Source organism: Parazoarcus communis, assembly GCF_003111645.1.
In the GTDB taxonomy this organism is placed as follows: Bacteria; Pseudomonadota; Gammaproteobacteria; order Burkholderiales; family Rhodocyclaceae; genus Parazoarcus; species Parazoarcus communis_A.
In genome coordinates this window covers 155,013-170,567 of sequence record NZ_CP022187.1, presented here as the reverse complement: position 1 = coordinate 170,567, position 15,555 = coordinate 155,013, and the positions used below count along the sequence as shown (strand labels likewise).

General features: G+C 65.5%; 13 protein-coding genes. 3 read left to right on the top strand and 10 right to left on the bottom strand.

Annotation, left to right across the window (positions count from 1 at the left end; translation table 11 throughout):
- Genes CEW83_RS00830 through mltB form a run of 3 tightly spaced genes read left to right on the top strand, consistent with a single transcriptional unit; the run spans position 1 to position 4,008 of the window.
- The gene (locus tag CEW83_RS00830) at positions 1-993 is read left to right on the top strand and encodes a DUF58 domain-containing protein (RefSeq protein WP_108947652.1); all 993 of its coding nucleotides are present in this window, start codon (positions 1-3) and stop codon (positions 991-993) included.
- Complete coding sequence (locus CEW83_RS00825) at positions 986-2,965, top strand: transglutaminase TgpA family protein (protein WP_199915183.1); 1,980 nt, start codon at positions 986-988, stop codon at positions 2,963-2,965. Before CEW83_RS00830 ends, CEW83_RS00825 begins: the two co-directional genes overlap by 8 nt.
- Entirely contained in the window at positions 2,962-4,008 is a 1,047-nt protein-coding gene (gene mltB / locus CEW83_RS00820; protein WP_108947651.1) for a lytic murein transglycosylase B, read from the top strand. Before CEW83_RS00825 ends, mltB begins: the two co-directional genes overlap by 4 nt.
- Before the next feature lie 91 nt (positions 4,009-4,099).
- On the opposite strand, the gene rpoS is transcribed toward mltB, so the two are convergent.
- The 10 genes from rpoS to CEW83_RS00770 form a co-directional block, all read right to left on the bottom strand.
- Positions 4,100-5,035: an RNA polymerase sigma factor RpoS gene (gene rpoS / locus CEW83_RS00815; RefSeq protein ID WP_108947650.1), complete on the bottom strand. Its 936-nt coding sequence runs from the start codon at positions 5,033-5,035 to the stop codon at positions 4,100-4,102.
- 11 nt (positions 5,036-5,046) lie between these two features.
- On the bottom strand, positions 5,047-5,955 hold the full coding sequence (locus tag CEW83_RS00810; RefSeq protein WP_108947649.1) for a peptidoglycan DD-metalloendopeptidase family protein: 909 nt from the start codon (positions 5,953-5,955) through the stop codon (positions 5,047-5,049).
- Positions 5,952-6,596 (bottom strand): protein-L-isoaspartate(D-aspartate) O-methyltransferase, encoded by a 645-nt coding sequence (locus tag CEW83_RS00805; RefSeq protein WP_199915182.1) that lies wholly within the window; start codon positions 6,594-6,596, stop codon positions 5,952-5,954. Before CEW83_RS00805 ends, CEW83_RS00810 begins: the two co-directional genes overlap by 4 nt.
- On the bottom strand, positions 6,593-7,336 hold the full coding sequence (gene surE, locus CEW83_RS00800; RefSeq protein WP_108947648.1) for a 5'/3'-nucleotidase SurE: 744 nt from the start codon (positions 7,334-7,336) through the stop codon (positions 6,593-6,595). Before surE ends, CEW83_RS00805 begins: the two co-directional genes overlap by 4 nt.
- A 325-nt stretch (positions 7,337-7,661) precedes the next feature.
- Positions 7,662-8,237: a HupE/UreJ family protein gene (locus CEW83_RS00795; RefSeq protein ID WP_108947647.1), complete on the bottom strand. Its 576-nt coding sequence runs from the start codon at positions 8,235-8,237 to the stop codon at positions 7,662-7,664.
- A 184-nt stretch (positions 8,238-8,421) separates the two neighbouring features.
- A complete protein-coding gene (locus CEW83_RS00790) occupies positions 8,422-9,786 on the bottom strand; it encodes a PAS domain-containing sensor histidine kinase (protein ID WP_108947646.1) in 1,365 nt (454 codons plus the stop codon).
- Between the two features lie 10 nt (positions 9,787-9,796).
- Positions 9,797-11,257, bottom strand: coding sequence for a nickel-dependent hydrogenase large subunit (locus CEW83_RS00785; protein ID WP_108947645.1), 1,461 nt, complete (start codon positions 11,255-11,257; stop codon positions 9,797-9,799).
- 106 nt (positions 11,258-11,363) lie between these two features.
- Complete coding sequence (locus tag CEW83_RS00780; RefSeq protein ID WP_108947644.1) at positions 11,364-12,359, bottom strand: HupU protein; 996 nt, start codon at positions 12,357-12,359, stop codon at positions 11,364-11,366.
- A 21-nt stretch (positions 12,360-12,380) separates the two neighbouring features.
- Positions 12,381-13,826 carry a sigma-54-dependent transcriptional regulator gene (locus CEW83_RS00775; protein ID WP_108947643.1) on the bottom strand — a complete coding sequence of 482 codons (1,446 nt, stop codon included), beginning with the start codon at positions 13,824-13,826 and terminating at the stop codon, positions 12,381-12,383.
- Complete coding sequence (locus CEW83_RS00770; protein ID WP_108947642.1) at positions 13,823-15,553, bottom strand: hydrogenase maturation protein; 1,731 nt, start codon at positions 15,551-15,553, stop codon at positions 13,823-13,825. Before CEW83_RS00770 ends, CEW83_RS00775 begins: the two co-directional genes overlap by 4 nt.
- Between the last annotated feature and the right edge of the window lie 2 nt (positions 15,554-15,555).

Genomic DNA, 15,555 nt, shown 5'->3' with positions numbered 1-15,555 from the left:
ATGGGCGTCGACGCCTTGACCGGCGGCGCCCGGCGACTGGTCGACCGCTGGCTGTTCCGCCTGCGGCGGCCGGAAGCCGCGCCGATCATTCTCTATCAGCGCCGCATCTACGTTCTGCCGACCGCGGCCGGATACGCCTTCGCCCTCGCCCTGCTGGTGATGCTGATCGCCTCGATCAACTACAACCTCAGCCTGGGTTACGGCCTGACCTTCCTGATCGGGGGCGTGGCTGTCGCCAGCATCGTCCATGCCTTTCGCAACCTGCTCCAGCTCTCCATCCGCAACGGCCGCACCGAACCCACGTTCTGTGGCGACAATATCGTCTTCCATCTCCTCATCGACAATCACCGCCCGGCGCGACGACCCGCACTGTGCCTGCGCGCGCAGGGAGGATCGACCGCCTTCGACCTGGCGCCCGGCACTGTCACCGAAGTCAGCCTTGCCCTGCCGACCAAGGCTCGCGGGCCCTTTCCGCTCGGGCGCACGACACTCGAAACCCGCTGGCCGCTCGGCCTGATCCGCGCCTGGAGCGTGTTCATTCCGGACACCACCGGTCTCGTCTATCCCGCGCCCGAAGCCGACCCACCGCCACTGCCCGGCCTCACCGCCGGCGACGCCCACGGTCAGCGCAGCCTGCGGGCAGGCGATGACGATTTCGCCGGCCTGCGCAATCATCAGCAGTCGGACTCGCCGCAACACCTGGCGTGGAAGGTGCTCGCCCGCGGCGGGCCCCTGATGACCAAGCAGTTCTCCTCGCTTGAGGGCGGCGACGTGTCCCTCGAATGGTCGTCCCTGCCGTCGACGCTCGACGACGAGGCGAGGCTGTCACGACTGACCGCCTGGCTGCTGATGGCCGAACGCAGCGGACAGCGTTACGCCTTGCAGCTGCCGTCGCGCTACTTTCCACGCGGCAGCGGACGCGTGCATCTTCATCAGTGCCTGCGCGCGCTGGCGCTGCATGGCCAGCCGCATGCCGGGAGCAGCGATGTTTAGGCGCAGGGCCGGAACACCGCCACACTCGAGCGCCCAAGCCGCGCTGCGCCGGGACCAGGGTGCATGGCTGCTGAGCGCGGCGGCACTGACGCTTGCACCCCACCTCCTCACCCTGCCGCTCTGGGTATCGGCGCTGAGTGTGCTCCTGCTGGGCTGGCGCGCCAGCCTGCTGTGGCAGGGCGGCCGCACACCAAACACTTACCTCATCCTTTTGATTGCCGTCGCCGCGGGCATCGGTGTGCGTGTGGCCTTCGGACACTTCTTCGGCAAGGATCCCGGCCTCGCCTTTCTGGCACTGCTGCTCGGACTGAAGCTGCTGGAAACGAGCAGCATGCGCGACATCCGGGCGGCCATCCTGCTGTGCTTCTTCCTGCAACTGGGCGTGTTCTTCGACAACCAGAGCTTGCCGGTTGCGGGGCTCGCCCTCTGTGCCAGCCTGCTCTCGATCGGCGCCCTGCTGTCCCTGTCCGACCCCGCGGCCGGCACCCGCGAGCGTCTGCGCACCAGCGCGCTGCTACTGGCGCAGGGGCTGCCCTTCATGCTGGTGCTCTTCGTGCTGTTTCCGCGTATCGAGGGGCCCTTATGGGGCCTTCCTGCCGACGCCCACAGCGGCATGAGCGGCCTCTCCAACACCATGGCTCCGGGCTCAATCAGCGACCTCAGCCTGTCCGAAGCGATCGCCTTCAGGGCCGATTTCGCGGGTATCCCGCCCCAGCCTGCGCAGCGCTACTGGCGCGGTCCTGTGCTGAGCGTTTTCGATGGCACCACCTGGCGCGCCGCACGCCACCTCGAAGGCGACCGCCCACCCTATGAGCCATCCGGGCCGCGGCTTGATTACCGCATCACGCTCGAGGCCCACAACCAGCGCTGGCTGCTGGCACTCGACTTTCCTGCCGGGTCTCCGGACGGCGTGCGCTACAGCAGCACCTTCCAGGCCATGTACAGGCAACCGCTGCGCAGCCGCACACGACTCGACCTGGTTGCCTACCCGGAAACCGTCGTCGGCCTCAATGAACATGCCCACGTACTCGACACCGCGCTGCGCCTGCCGCCCGACAGCAACCCGCGCACCCAGGCGCTGGCGCAGCAACTCGCCGCGGGATCGACATCGCCCGAAGACATCCTCGCGAGGACGCTTGCTCGCATGCGCGAGATCGACCTCACCTACACCCTGCGCCCGCCACTGACCGGCACCAATGGCGTGGACGCCTTTCTGTTCGACACCCGTCGCGGTTTCTGCGAGCACTTCGCATCGGCCTTCGTGTTCATGATGCGCGCCGCTGGCGTTCCGGCGCGCGTCGTCACCGGCTATCAGGGCGGCGAGATCAATCCGGTGGACGGCAGCATGATCGTGCGCCAGTCGGACGCGCACGCCTGGGCCGAGGTATGGCTGCCACAGCGCGGGTGGGTGCGGGTCGACCCCACCGCCCTTGCCGCCCCCGGACGCATCGAGTCCGGCATGGCTGGCGCGCTGCCGGCAGGCGAAGTCCTCCCGCTGTTCATGCGCCCACATCTTTCGTGGTTGCGTGATCTGCGTTTCCGCTGGGAAGCCGTGTCGAACAGCTGGAACCAATGGGTTCTTGGCTACAATCCTGAACGGCAGCGCGAATTTCTGTCACGATTGGGTCTGGGCGAACTCAGCTGGTCGACCTGGATCGGTGTTCTGGGCGTCATGGCTGCCGGTCTGATGGGGCTGCTTTTTGCATGGGCGCTCAGACAGGCACGTGCGGCCGACCCGCTTGACCGGGCCTGGGCCGCGTTTTCCGCCAGGCTTGCCCGCCGCGGACTGAACCGGCGCCCGGCCGAAGGTCCGCTCGATTACGGTCGCCGCCTTGCGCAGGCCCTGCCGGACGACGCAGCCGAGATCACCGACATTACGACGCGCTATGCAAACCTGCGCTACCGCCCCCCTGCCAGCCCCGAGGCGGTTCGCGAACTGAAACGACGCATCCGGATACTGAAACTGACATGACTGGAATCACTGCACATCTACCCCTGTCCCGCCTCGCCTGCACCCTCGCACTGAGCCTGTCATTCGGACTCGGCAGCGCCAGCGCAGACACCGAAAACTATGCAGAACGCGAGGATGTGCAGGCTTTCATCAGCGACCTGTCCGCGCGCCATGGCTTCGATGCCGGGCAGCTGAGCAGGACGATCGGCCAAGCCCAGAAGCTCCCCCGTGTGATCTCGCTGATCACCCCGCCAACCAAGCGCGGCGTGCGCTCATGGGAGCGCTACCGTTCGCGGTTCATCGAGCGCGTCCGCATCGAGCGCGGACTCGACTTCTGGGATGAGTACGCCCCGATCCTGCAGGCTGCCGAAGAACGCTATGGCGTGCCGGCCGAGATCATCGTCGCCATCATCGGGGTGGAGACCGTTTACGGCCGCCATACCGGCAATTTTGAAACCCTGTCGACGCTGACCACACTCGCGTTCGACTACCCGCCGCGTGCCGACCTGTTTCGCCGCGAACTTGAGCAACTATTCCTGCTCGCCCGGGAGCAGGGGCGCGAGCCGACGAGCTACTCGGGCTCCTATGCCGGCGCACTCGGCTACCCGCAGTTCCTGCCCAGCAGCATGCGTGCCTACGCCGTGGACTTTGACGCCAACGGTGTGATCGATTTCGAGGACAACCCGCTCGACGCCATTGGCAGCGTGGCCAACTATCTCCACGCCCACGGATGGCAGCCGCAGGCGCCGGTGGCGGTGCGTGCCCGCCTGAGTCTGGATGCAAGCCCTGCTCCGCTGGTGGCTGCGGGAATCGAACCGACCCTGAGTGCCGACACGCTGCGCGACGCGGGCATCATGGCAGCCGATGGCGAAGCGGTCACCGCGCCAGTCACGCTCGTCGACCTTGAAACCCCGGGCGCAGATGTCGAATACTGGCTGGGTTACCGCAACTTCTACGTCATCACCCGCTACAACCGCAGCAGCTTCTATGCGATGTCGGTCTTCGAGCTCGCACAGACCATCCGGGCGCGCAGGCTGGCCCGCAATGTGGCGGCCTCGGGCTAGTTCCGGGCCGCAGGAGCGCGCCACAGCGAACATGAACGGAAGGTGCCCGCCTCGGCGGGTGCGCCGGCACGGTGCGCTGACGCGCAAGCGCTCAGAACAACGCGTCCTTGGAGATCCCGCGGCGCCGGAGCGTGCGCCGGAGCTGGCCCAGCGCCTCGAGCTGTATCTGGCGCACACGCTCACGCGTAAGCTCGAGCCGGGCGGCGAGTTCTTCGAGGGTCAGCATTTCGCATTCGTCGATGCCGTAACGGTGACGGATGACCAGACGCTGCTTCTCGTTGAGCATGTCGATCCAGGTGCGCAGCAGCGTTTCGATTTCAGCACCGTGAATCAGCACTTCGGGGGATTCTGCGTGGTCGTCCGCAAGCGACTCACCGATGGACAGACTCGGATCGATGTCCAGCGGCGCATCGAGCGAGGCCGTATGTTCGCTCAGCGCAAGAATGGCGCGAACGGTCTCGATGGGTTTGTCGAGACGCTGGGCGATCTCCTCCAGGGTTGATTCCCCGTTGGAATTCGCCTCAATGCTGCGCTGGGCGCGCAACACCTGGTTCAGTTCCTTGACCACGTGCACCGGGAGCCGGATCGTGCGCGACTGATTCATGATCGCGCGCTCGATGTTCTGCCGAATCCACCAGGTCGCGTAGGTCGAGAAGCGGAATCCGCGCTCGGGGTCGAACTTTTCCAGCGCGTGGATCAGGCCGAGATTGCCTTCCTCGACCAGATCCAGCAGCGGAATACCGCGATTCAGGTAGTGTTTGGCGATATTGACGACGAGCCGGAGATTGCGCTCGATCATCGTCTGCCGCGCCTCAAAATCACCCAGCCTCACCCTGCGCGACAAGGCCGCTTCCTCTTCGGCCGTCAGCAGCGGATTGGCACCGATCTCGTTGAGATAGATCTGGGTGACGTCGCTGAGAAACTCATTCTCGACCACCGGCGCCTGACGGTCGGAGAAAACCTCCACCTCAAGGGGAAGATCCGGTTCTTGACTATCGATATCGTCAGGGTTTGCCGGCTCTTCCATGTGCCTCCTCGTCAGTGTGCGGGCAGGTATTTCAGCGGATCAACCGGCTGCCCCTGCTTGCGAATCTCGAAATGCAACTTCGGCCGATCTGCGTCGGTACTGCCAAGCTCTGCAATCTTCTGACCCTTTGTCACGGTTTCAGCTTCTTTCACAAGCAGTTGCTGATTGTGCGCATAAGCCGTCAGGTAATTGGCATCGTGTTTGATGATGACCAGTTTTCCGAGACCACGCAAGCCGCTGCCTGAGTAGACCACCTTGCCGCCTGCCGAGGCAAGTACGGGCGTACCCGGAGTTCCTGCAATGTCGATCCCCTTGTTGCGCAGCTTCGCATCGCCCGCGACCGGTTCGTCGAAACCGACGATGACCTTGCCCTTCACCGGCCACAGCCAGTCACCATCAGGCCCCGGCAAACGCGGGGTTTCAGGCGCAGCGGGCGCAACCGGCTGCTTCGACTCTGCAACCGCGACATCGCCCGGGCGCTGCATTTTTTCCCACGCCTCATCCGAGTACGGCTGCTTGCCACCACGCGGTTCCTGCTTGATCGGTGCGGCACCGCCGGTCTGCGGAACAACCGGCGAAATCACCACAGGCTCGGACGTGATCGGAATCACCTGCGCCACCACGGGCGTCTCGGGCGCAACCCGCAGTTCCTGCCCGACGTGGATCTGATTGGGGTTCGTCAGGCCATTCCAGCCCACGATATCTGCCACGCTGACGTTGTACATGCGGGACAGCGCCAACACCGTCTCACCGGGGCGCACCACGTGAAAACCCACGCGCTCAACCGGCGCGGCTGCGGCAGGAGGCTGCGTCCCGTCACGAACCGGAGCGGAAACGCGACTGGCGCAGCCCGCGGTCAATGCGAGCAGCGAAACCATCCCGAACAGGGCTGCGCGACGACGAAAAATTTCTTTGTTCATTCTGTACCAGTCAATAGCGGCACGAAGCGCACTGCTTCGTACCAGCTTTCCTTGAATACGTTACCCTGCCGCTCGATCAGCAACAGGCGTTGTTCGCCGCTGCCCACAGGAATCATCAGGCGCCCGCCAGGCGCAAGCTGATCTTTCAGCGCCTGGGGCACACCGACGGCTGCGGCAGCGACAATAATCGTGTCAAACGGTGCTGCCTCGGGCAAGCCTACGCTGCCGTCAGCATATTTCAAACGTACATTCGGCAGACGCAGCGGACGCAGATTGTTGCGTGCACGATCCAGCAGCGGGCGTATGCGCTCTACCGCATAGACATCCGTCGCAATCTTGGAAAGCACTGCAGCCTGGTAACCACAACCGGCTCCGATTTCCAGCGTGCGGCCAAGTTCCCGGCCCGCACGCAACAACTCGATCATGCGCGCGACGACAAAGGGCTGGGAAATGGTTTGCTGAAAGCCGATCGGCAGCGCAGTGTCGTCATAGGCGCCGTAGGCCAGCCCTTCCTCGACAAACTGGTGACGGGGGATCTGGGCCATGGCCGAGAGGACTTTCTCGTCCCGGATTCCCTGCGCACGCAGGCGATCGACCATTCTGGCCCGGGTCCGCACTGCATCCGGCGTCCGCGCATTCATTGTGCCAGCCAGTCCTTTACAGTATGAATCTGTGCGGTGTGCGTGAGGTCGATCTGCAAGGGCGTGATCGACACCATGCCGCTTGTCACCGCATTGAAGTCGGTGCCGTCGCCGGCGTCTGCTGCACCGCCGGCAGCACCCACCCAGTAAACGGTTTCGTTGCGCGGGGTCACGCTGCGGATAACCGGCTCGGCCTTGTGACGCTTGCCCAGACGGGTCACCTGCGTCCCCTTGATCTGCTCATAGGGCAGATCGGGCACGTTGACGTTGAGCAAGGCGGGCCGCGGCCAGGGCTGGCGCATGAAGCGCTCGGCAAGGTCACGCGCGACGCGCGCCGCGGCCGAAAAATCCGACGCGCCCTTGCTGACCAGCGACACCGCGATCGAAGGCACGCCCAGCAGGAAGCCTTCGGTGGCAGCCGCAACAGTGCCAGAGTAGATGGTGTCGTCACCCATGTTGGCGCCATGATTGACGCCAGACACCACCATGTCGGGCATATGGTCGAGCATGCCCGTAACCGCGAGATGCACGCAGTCGGTTGGCGTACCGTTGACGAAGTAGAACCCATTGGCCGCACGACGCAGTGAAAGCGGGCGATCGAGCGTCAGGGAGTTGCTCGCACCGCTGCGGTCACGTTCGGGCGCAACGACAGTTACCTCGCCGATTTCTGCCAGCGCCGCTACGAGCGCTGCAAGCCCTGGCGCGAAATAGCCGTCGTCGTTACTGACCAGAATACGCATCTTGAACCCGTTCGGAATGAGACCCCGTCGATCGACAAGGTCGGCCGATGTTAGCACAGCAGCAGGCATGCCTTCCGGACGCGCCAGAACAAAAACCGGCCTGCGCCGGTTTGAATTCGTTTGGGCCGGGCTCCGGATCCGGAACCCGCCACCCTGAGACGGCCTGCAGCGGGCGAATCGGACACGCCGCGCTTCGCCACATCGCACAGATCATCAGGCCGCCGATCGGAAAGGCCGCTGCTCGAAATGAAAAGCGGGGCGATTATCGCACGCCAGCCTCGCAAGAACCATTTCTTAGGCGGTCGGGCCGGCCCTTCACGCCCCATCAGCTTCCGAGCATCAGCACGCCGGCACCGCTCACGACGACGCCGACGGTCCGCTTCACGGCCAGCCCGGTGCGCGATTCGGGAAACCAGCGCGCACAGAGAAACCCCGCCAGATGCAGCGCAGCCGTAGCGAGCACGAAGCCACCCGCGTAACGCATGAAACCCGCGTCGCCGATCTCGGCGTAATGGGCATGGCCATGAAACACTGCAAAGATCGTGATCAGCGGAAGGGTCAAGGCCAGTGACAGACTTGTCAGCGAACTCAGCAACAGCCCGAGCACGATCACCGACGCTGCGATCGTCCCCTCGACGGCCGGCAGGGCGATGCCCGCCATCCCCAGCAGCGATCCACCGAGCATCGCCAGCACGAAGCCCAGGGGCAGGCCCCACCGCGCCGCGCCGCGCTGACCCGCGGCGTACAGCCCCACGGCAAGCATTGCGAGCAGGTGGTCGAGGCCGGTCACCGGATGCATCAGACCCGACGCGAATCCCGCATCCGCATGCCCCGAGTGTGCAAACACCGATCCGGCGCCAAGGCTGAGTACGGCAGCAATCAGAACACGAGAGCGAAGCATGGAAATCTCCTCATTTATTGGCGCTGTCGAGCAAACTGTCATCGATTGATACAAGATGCGTGCCAGCAAGCGCCCCCCACTGCCTGCTGGCAATCCGGAACCCTTTTGACGCTGCACCGGACGCGCCGCTGACGGCGTGCAGCCCAAGCCGGTCACACGCTTTCCACTGCGCGCACCGGGGCCGTCAGCGCGCAAGCGGCAGTTCGAGCGTGAATGCCGCGCCGCCCGCAGGCAGGTTTTCGGCGCGCAGCGACCCACCATGCCGCTCGACGATGCCGTAGCTGATGGACAGTCCGAGCCCGGTACCCTGACCCACCGGCTTGGTGGTGAAGAAGGGATCGAACACATGAGCCAGATGCGCCGGCGCGATACCCGGGCCGTTGTCCACGAAGCGCAAGAGGATGCGCGGCCCCTGTGCCGTTGAAACCTGCTCCGCGGCAATCCGCAGCGTCGGCAAGTCGGTGAGACGGGTGGCATCTGCAGCGTTCTGAACCAGGTTCATTGCCACCTGCTGCATCTGCCCTGCCGACCCGATCACCGGAAGCGGGCCGGAAAACTCCATCGCAACCTTGAAGGTCTTGCGCTCAGCCTGACACACCCAGCGCACCGCACGTTCGATGACCTCTGCAAGATCGAAGCGTTGCTGCTCGTTACGATCAACCGCAGAGAAGCGCTTCAATCCATCCACGATCTCACGCGTACGCTCGGCACCCTCGATCGTGCCCTCGATCAGCGGATCGAGATCGACCAGGATGCGGTCGATGCGCAGACGTTTGCGCAGGTGTTCGACCTCCTCGGCCGGCACCCCCTCATGCACGGCGGCAAGGTACTGCCCGAGACGCTCTGCATAGCGGCGCAGCGCGTGCACATTGCCGATGATGAAGCTGATCGGGTTGTTCAGCTCATGCGCCACGCCGGCCACCAGGCGCCCAAGAGAGGCCATCTTTTCCGAATGCAGCAGTTGCTGCTGGGTACGCTTCAGGTCGTCATGCGCCTGGGTAAGCGCCTGATAGGCCTTGCGCAATTCGCCGACCGGGCGCCCGGTTACGACCATGCCCAGGGACTTGCCCACCGCATTGAAGCGCGGCGTACAGTTGAAGGAAACTGGCACCGACGCGCCGTCATGCGCGCGCAGCGGAAGTTCGCAATCGTGCACTTCGTCATCGCCACAGCTCACGTTGAGCCGGGCACGCGCCAGCACGCGCGCGTCGGCATCGGCAAACAGGTCGAACACCGAGGTGCCGCGCAAATCTGCGGCCTTGCGCCCGGTGATCACCTCCAGCGCCGGGTTCACGTCCTCGATGGTGCCGTCGCGCCCACAGATCACCAGAATGTCGGACATCGCAGTCAGCACGCTGAGGATGAACTGCTGCGACTCCTCAAGCTTGGCGTTCTTTTCCTCGAGAGCGACCTCGTACTGCAGCAGATCGGAATAGACCTCGTCCATCTTGTGGATCACATCCATCCACACGTCCTCGCCCACACCGACGAGTTCGCCAGGATGTCCGGTATGGCCGACGTCGAGGGAAGACTCAGGGGTATTTTTCATGCAGTCTTCCTCAGTGCACCGTGCATACCATGCAGGGGTCGAAGGAGCGCACGACATGCTGCACCGCAAGCGGCATTTCATCCGACTCGCACGCGGGCGTGCCCACCAGAGCCTGTTCGAGCGCGCCGGGCGTACCGCGGCCGTCGCGAGGGGAAAAGTTCCAGGTCGTGGGCGCGATGATCTGGTAGCGCTGAATCCGCCCCTTGCGGATGACGACCCAGTGTCCGAGCGCACCGCGCGCGGCTTCGATCAGGCCCACGCCCTGCGCCGAATCGGGCACGCCGGCTTCGGTGCAGAAACGTTCGCCAGGCTCGATCGCAAGCGCCCAACGCTCCATCTCGGGCACCACCCGCGCGATTTCGAGCAAGCGCCCGACCACCCGGCTGAACACGTTTCCGCCACCCGCAGCCACGAGATCGCGCGCCAGCGGATGGGCATCCACCACCTGCCGCGACAAGGCGCCGCACTGCACCACCTCGCCCCGCCAGCGCGGCGCCTTGCACCAGCTGTAGCCGGACTCGCGCGCGATATCGGGCTGGGTGAAACCGGAGAGCGGATGGCAGGCCCCCTCCCCCGCCATCCATGCATGGGAGACGTCCTCGGTCACATCTTCATGGGCGAAGTCGAGCAGGCTGGCCGACGCCCCATCCCACACGCCGCGGGCGAAGAGGCGCTCGCCTTCGAACACGTAATTGCCATGGCTCAGGTAGCGTTCGCCCCCCTCACAGCGCCCCAGGCGATCGAGCCGGAGGTTGCGCGCAATGGCAAGGAAACGGGCGAAATCCCCACGCTCCGGCCCCTTCGCATCGAGCCACGCCCACAGGGCCGCCTCGGAGCCGATACCACTGATGGCCTCCAGTGCATCGCCGAACAGATGGCGCTCCAGCCAGGCGCGAAAACTTCGGATCAGGGACACCATCCGCACGCGCTCGGTCGCGCTGACAGCGCGCGCCGACCCGCCAGGCTGCACGCTCAGCGTGTGCGGCCACTTGCCGGCCAGCGTGCCGAGCAGGTGCATGAACTGCGCCCGTGCGGGCAGGACGTCGGCCGCAGCCGCCCCCCGGATCGCCTTGAAGCGCGCTTCGGCCGACGCAAACCACGGCGCGCCGGCATACGCGTCGCGCGCGAAATCCGGCATGAAGAACAGATAGAAATGGGTCAGGTGATCGGCGAGGTTCTCGGTAGCAAGCATCAGGTTGGTCGCACGCGCGCCATTGGGCGGCGGCGTCACGCCCATCGCATCGGCGAGGGCCGTCGCAGCCGCCACCGACTGGGATACGGAGCAGATACCGCAGATGCGCGGCACGATGACCATTGCGTCAGCCGGCGCCTTGCCTTCGAGAATCTGCTCGAAGCCACGATACAGCGGCGAATTGACCCGCGCAGCCGAAACCACGCCATCCTCGGTATCGAGGCTGAGCTCGAGGTCGCCCTCGACGCGGTTGAACGGGCCCAGCACACGACGGCTCATGAGCGCACCTGCACACGCCGGCGCACCGGCACGCTACGTCGAGCGAATCCGCGATCCATCATCCGGACGATCACACTTGCAACCTTCAAGGTCATTTCACACCCTGTTACTTGAACCCGGTCTTGCGGATGACCGGCGTCACCACCGGGTGATCCGCCGTCGCATTGGTTCGCACCCGCTTCGGCGTGGCCGACTTCGACAGCGCCGCGAGTGCGACAAACCAGGCCTTTGGCATGTCGGTCGGCAAGCCGATGGGAATGCCGCCCACCTTGGGCGTTTCAAAGAAGGGATGGCCGGGCTCCTCGAAACCGGGTTCGGTACAGCTGATGCAGGGGTAGCCCCCGCTGGTACATGAACCGGCTCCGTTCCATGGGCGCACATTGCAGTCGGCGTGCGCCTGCGTGCCCTTGCAGCCCATGTGCTCCATCATGCAGCCAAGATCGGACGCCTTCTCCGCGCTGGCCTTGAACTCGTAGAACTCGTTGCGCGAACAGCCGTGGTGCACCAGCTGGTCTGCATAGAAGCGCGGACGCCCGAGCGCATCGAGGTCGACCGCGGCGATGCCGTCGAGCGCAAGCGCCAGCAGGGTTTCCAGCACCCAGCCCGGATGCGTCGGGCAGCCCGCGACATTGATCACCGGCAAGCCGCTTGCGCTGCGATAGCCGGCACCGAGCAGGCCGCCTGCCGCGTTGCCATCGTACTGCAGGCCGCAGGCATCGGTCGGGTTGCAGCCGGCGGCGGTCACCCCGCCAAACGCAGCGCAGGTGCCCACCGCCACGGTATGACGTGCGCGCGCCGCCAGGGCGCGGACCCAGTCGATCATCGCCCGCCCGGTACCCGCCAGCACATGAAAACGGCCACTGCCATGCGGTCCGCGCAGCAGCGCGCCCTCCACGCAGAGGACGTCGAGCGGGGTCGTCCCGGCGATACAGGATTCGAGGATGGCCACGACCTCCGGGCCGCTGGCCTCGGACAGGCTCGGATGCCACAACAGTGACACGCCACCGCCCTCGAGCGTGGCGAGCACGTCGGGCGACTCGGCGCACAACAGGGACATGGTGCAGCCACCACAGCCGCCGGATTGAAGCCAGAGCACGTTCATGAGCGGTATTGAAGCACAGGATCAGTCCTTGTCGAGCCCGTAGCGGGTGAGCTTGTTGCGCAGCCCCACGCGCGACAGGCCGAGCTCGCGCGCAGCATGGGTCTTGTTCCAGCGATGGCGCACGAGGCTCTCCCTGACGATGCGGGCCTCGAGCGCGTCGAGCCGGGTCTTGAGATCACCGTCGAGCCCTGACAACAGCTCGAGGGCCGGCTCCTGCTCCACCGCGGCAGCCCGCAGCACACGCGGGCTGAGATCGGCCGCACGCAATTCGCCGTCATCCGCCAGTGCGACCATGCGCAGTACCTCGTTGCGCAGTTCGCGCACGTTGCCGGGCCAGCGGTACGCAGTCAGACAGGAAAGCACATCGTGCCCAAGCCGCTGTGGCGCCAGCCCCGCCGCGGACAGGGTTTCGTCGACGAAGGTCTGCGCGATGAGGCCGATATCCATCGGCCGCTCGCGCAGCGGCGGCACCTGAATGGTGATCGCGGCGATACGGTAGTAGAGGTCCTCGCGGAAACGACCGGCGCGCACGTCGGCCTCGAGGTCGCGGTTGGTTGCCGCCACCACGCGCAGGTCGACCGGCAGCGGACGAGGCGCACCGATCGGTCGCACTTCCCCTTCCTGCAGCACCCGCAACAGCTTGACCTGGAAGGCCGGTGTGGTTTCGCCGATCTCATCGAGAAAGATGCTGCCCCCATCGGCCTGCTTGAACAGCCCGACCCGATCCTCGTAGGCGCCGGTAAACGCGCCACGCTTGTAGCCGAACAGTTCGGATTCGAGCAGCTGATCCGGCACCGCACCGCAGTTCTCGGTGACGAAGGGCTCGGAACGGCGCGGGCTGGCCAGATGCAGCGCGCGCGCGAGCAGTTCCTTGCCGGTACCCGACTCACCGGTGAGCAGCACCGGCACATCGAGCCGCGCCACCTTGCACAGTAGTTCGCACACCGCGTTCATCGGCGAGTCCGGCGCACGCAGCAAGGTGTCCAGCGCAAACTTGCGTTCGATCACCTGGCGCTTGCTCGCCACCCGCTGGCGCATCACCGGCCCCGTCACCTTCAGGTCGAGCGACAGGCGCTGGTTCTCGGTCTGCAGCCGGTAGATCTCCGCTGCGCCGCGCAGGGTGAGCAGCAGCTGCTCCGGTTGCCAGGGTTTGAGCAGGTACTGATAGATGCCTGCCTCGTTGATGCCGGCGATGATGTCCTCGGACTCGGTGTAGCCCGAGATGATGATGCGCACCGCGTCCGGCCACTTGTCGCGCACCTCGCGCAGAAACTGCACGCCGGACACCCCGGGCATGCGCTGATCGCAAAGCACGATCTGTATCCACTCGCGCGCCATGATCTCGGCCGCTTCGGCCGCAGACGAGGCGGTGAAGACATTGAAATCCTCTTCCAGCGTGCGATGCAGGGCTTCCTGCGAGCGCAGTTCGTCATCCACCACCAGCACGCCTGGCAATTCGCTCGTCATGCACCCGCCTCCGTTGCGCCTTCCGGCACCCGCCACCCCAGTTCGCGGTGCAGGGCCAGATGCCTCGGCGTCCACGACTGCGCCGATTTGTGCACGAAGTGGTAGCGCGCCACGTGAAAACTCGGATCGAAGCCGAAGAAGTTGCGTCGCATCTGTTCAAGTTCGTCGTTGCGATAGGCGGCAAGCGGCTTGATGGCTTCGTCGGCAGCACGGCGGCTCTGCTTGTCCGCCAGCCGGTCCGGGTAGTCCGCGGCACGCGCAAGCGCATCCGCGCGTGCGGCGACCTCACGCTCGAAGCCGGGCAAATCGCGACCGAAACAGGCGTCGATCAGCCCCGCCTCCACGGCACGTTCGGCCAGCAGCGGCAAGCGGCTGGACATGATCGTGCGCGCGGTTTCCGGGCCAACCCTGCGCGGCAGCAGATAGGTCCAGTACTCGGAGCCGTAGAGGTTGCCCATGTTGCGGTAGTGCGGATTGAGGACCACGCCCTCGCGCGCCCAGACGAAATCCGCAGCCAGCGCCAGAAAGCAGCCGCCCGCGCCGGCATTGCCGCGCATCGCCGCAACGGTCAGTTTGTCGCTCGTCTGCAGCAGTGCCAGACAGACATCGTCCATGGCGTTGATGTTTGTCCACGACTCGTCGGCCACCGAGCGCGCCGCCTCGATGGTGTTGAGATGAATCCCGTTGGACCAGAAATCACGTCCGCCTTCGAGCACCAGCACCCGCGTCGGCCGTGCATTGGCCTGTTCGATGGCTTCACGCAACTGCCCGCACTGGGCGGTACTCATTGCACCGTTGTAGAAGTTGAAGCGCAGGAAGCCAACGCGACCGTCGGCAGACTCGCGGTAGCCGATCGCATCGGCATCCGGGTCGGCGAGCAAGGGCAAAGCCGCGACCTGTTGCGGAAAGGCGTCCGCGACCGGCAGCTTGAATCGGTGTTCGCCATTGCTGCGCCTGACGTGACCGATCCACACTGCGCCATCGACCGTTGCGCGCAACACCGCGCCATCGGCCCGCCGCCCCACGACCTCGCCTGCCGCGGCCTCGTGCTGCACCTGCGCGGGCTGTGCGTCGAAGAGCCGGCAGTCTTCACCGAAAAGCGTATCGGCCACACCCGGATAGCCGTCAGCCGCACGCAGCCGCGCAAGCACCGTGGCCGTGCTGTCAGCGGCCCAGTCGATGCTGCGATCCGCCTGCTGCATGGGTGGGTGCCAGGTTCCGTTCGCGCCCGTCCAGTCGTGGATGGGACAGGGTTGCCACCGTCTTGCTCGCCACGCGGCGACGCGCGCCAGCGCCTCGCGCACCGCTGCGAGCGCGGCATCGGTCACCTCGTTGCGGTAAAGACTGGCCTTGGTCGCCACCCGCATCGGAAAGCGCCGCGCCGCCCACACCGGGCCGGCGTCCATTTCGGCTTCAGCCTGCAGCACCGTCACGCCCCATTCGCGCAACCCGTCATGAATGGCCCAGTCCAGCGCCGATGGCCCGCGGTCGCCGACGATGCCCGGGTGCACGATCAGGGTGAGGTGTTCGCGCCAGATCGAGGCCGGCACCGCGCGCTTGAGAAAAGGACACACGATCACGTCGGGCCGGAACAAGGCCACGGCTTCTTCGGCCACCGCGTCGGCAATGTCGAACTCCACCGACACCCGATGCCCGTCGGCACTCAGTTCGGCAAAGAGACGCTGGCTCAGGCTGTTGAAGGCGTGGGTCAGAAACAGGATGCGCATCC

Coding starts and splice junctions, on each gene's coding strand:
- CEW83_RS00830 (WP_108947652.1), top strand. CDS start 1: ATGGGCGTCGACGCCTTGACCGGCGGCGCCCGGCGACTGGTCGACCGC.
- CEW83_RS00825 (WP_199915183.1), top strand. CDS start 986: ATGTTTAGGCGCAGGGCCGGAACACCGCCACACTCGAGCGCCCAAGCC.
- mltB (WP_108947651.1), top strand. CDS start 2,962: ATGACTGGAATCACTGCACATCTACCCCTGTCCCGCCTCGCCTGCACC.
- rpoS (WP_108947650.1), bottom strand. CDS start 5,035: ATGGAAGAGCCGGCAAACCCTGACGATATCGATAGTCAAGAACCGGAT.
- CEW83_RS00810 (WP_108947649.1), bottom strand. CDS start 5,955: ATGAACAAAGAAATTTTTCGTCGTCGCGCAGCCCTGTTCGGGATGGTT.
- CEW83_RS00805 (WP_199915182.1), bottom strand. CDS start 6,596: ATGAATGCGCGGACGCCGGATGCAGTGCGGACCCGGGCCAGAATGGTC.
- surE (WP_108947648.1), bottom strand. CDS start 7,336: ATGCGTATTCTGGTCAGTAACGACGACGGCTATTTCGCGCCAGGGCTT.
- CEW83_RS00795 (WP_108947647.1), bottom strand. CDS start 8,237: ATGCTTCGCTCTCGTGTTCTGATTGCTGCCGTACTCAGCCTTGGCGCC.
- CEW83_RS00790 (WP_108947646.1), bottom strand. CDS start 9,786: ATGAAAAATACCCCTGAGTCTTCCCTCGACGTCGGCCATACCGGACAT.
- CEW83_RS00785 (WP_108947645.1), bottom strand. CDS start 11,257: ATGAGCCGTCGTGTGCTGGGCCCGTTCAACCGCGTCGAGGGCGACCTC.
- CEW83_RS00780 (WP_108947644.1), bottom strand. CDS start 12,359: ATGAACGTGCTCTGGCTTCAATCCGGCGGCTGTGGTGGCTGCACCATG.
- CEW83_RS00775 (WP_108947643.1), bottom strand. CDS start 13,826: ATGACGAGCGAATTGCCAGGCGTGCTGGTGGTGGATGACGAACTGCGC.
- CEW83_RS00770 (WP_108947642.1), bottom strand. CDS start 15,553: ATGCGCATCCTGTTTCTGACCCACGCCTTCAACAGCCTGAGCCAGCGT.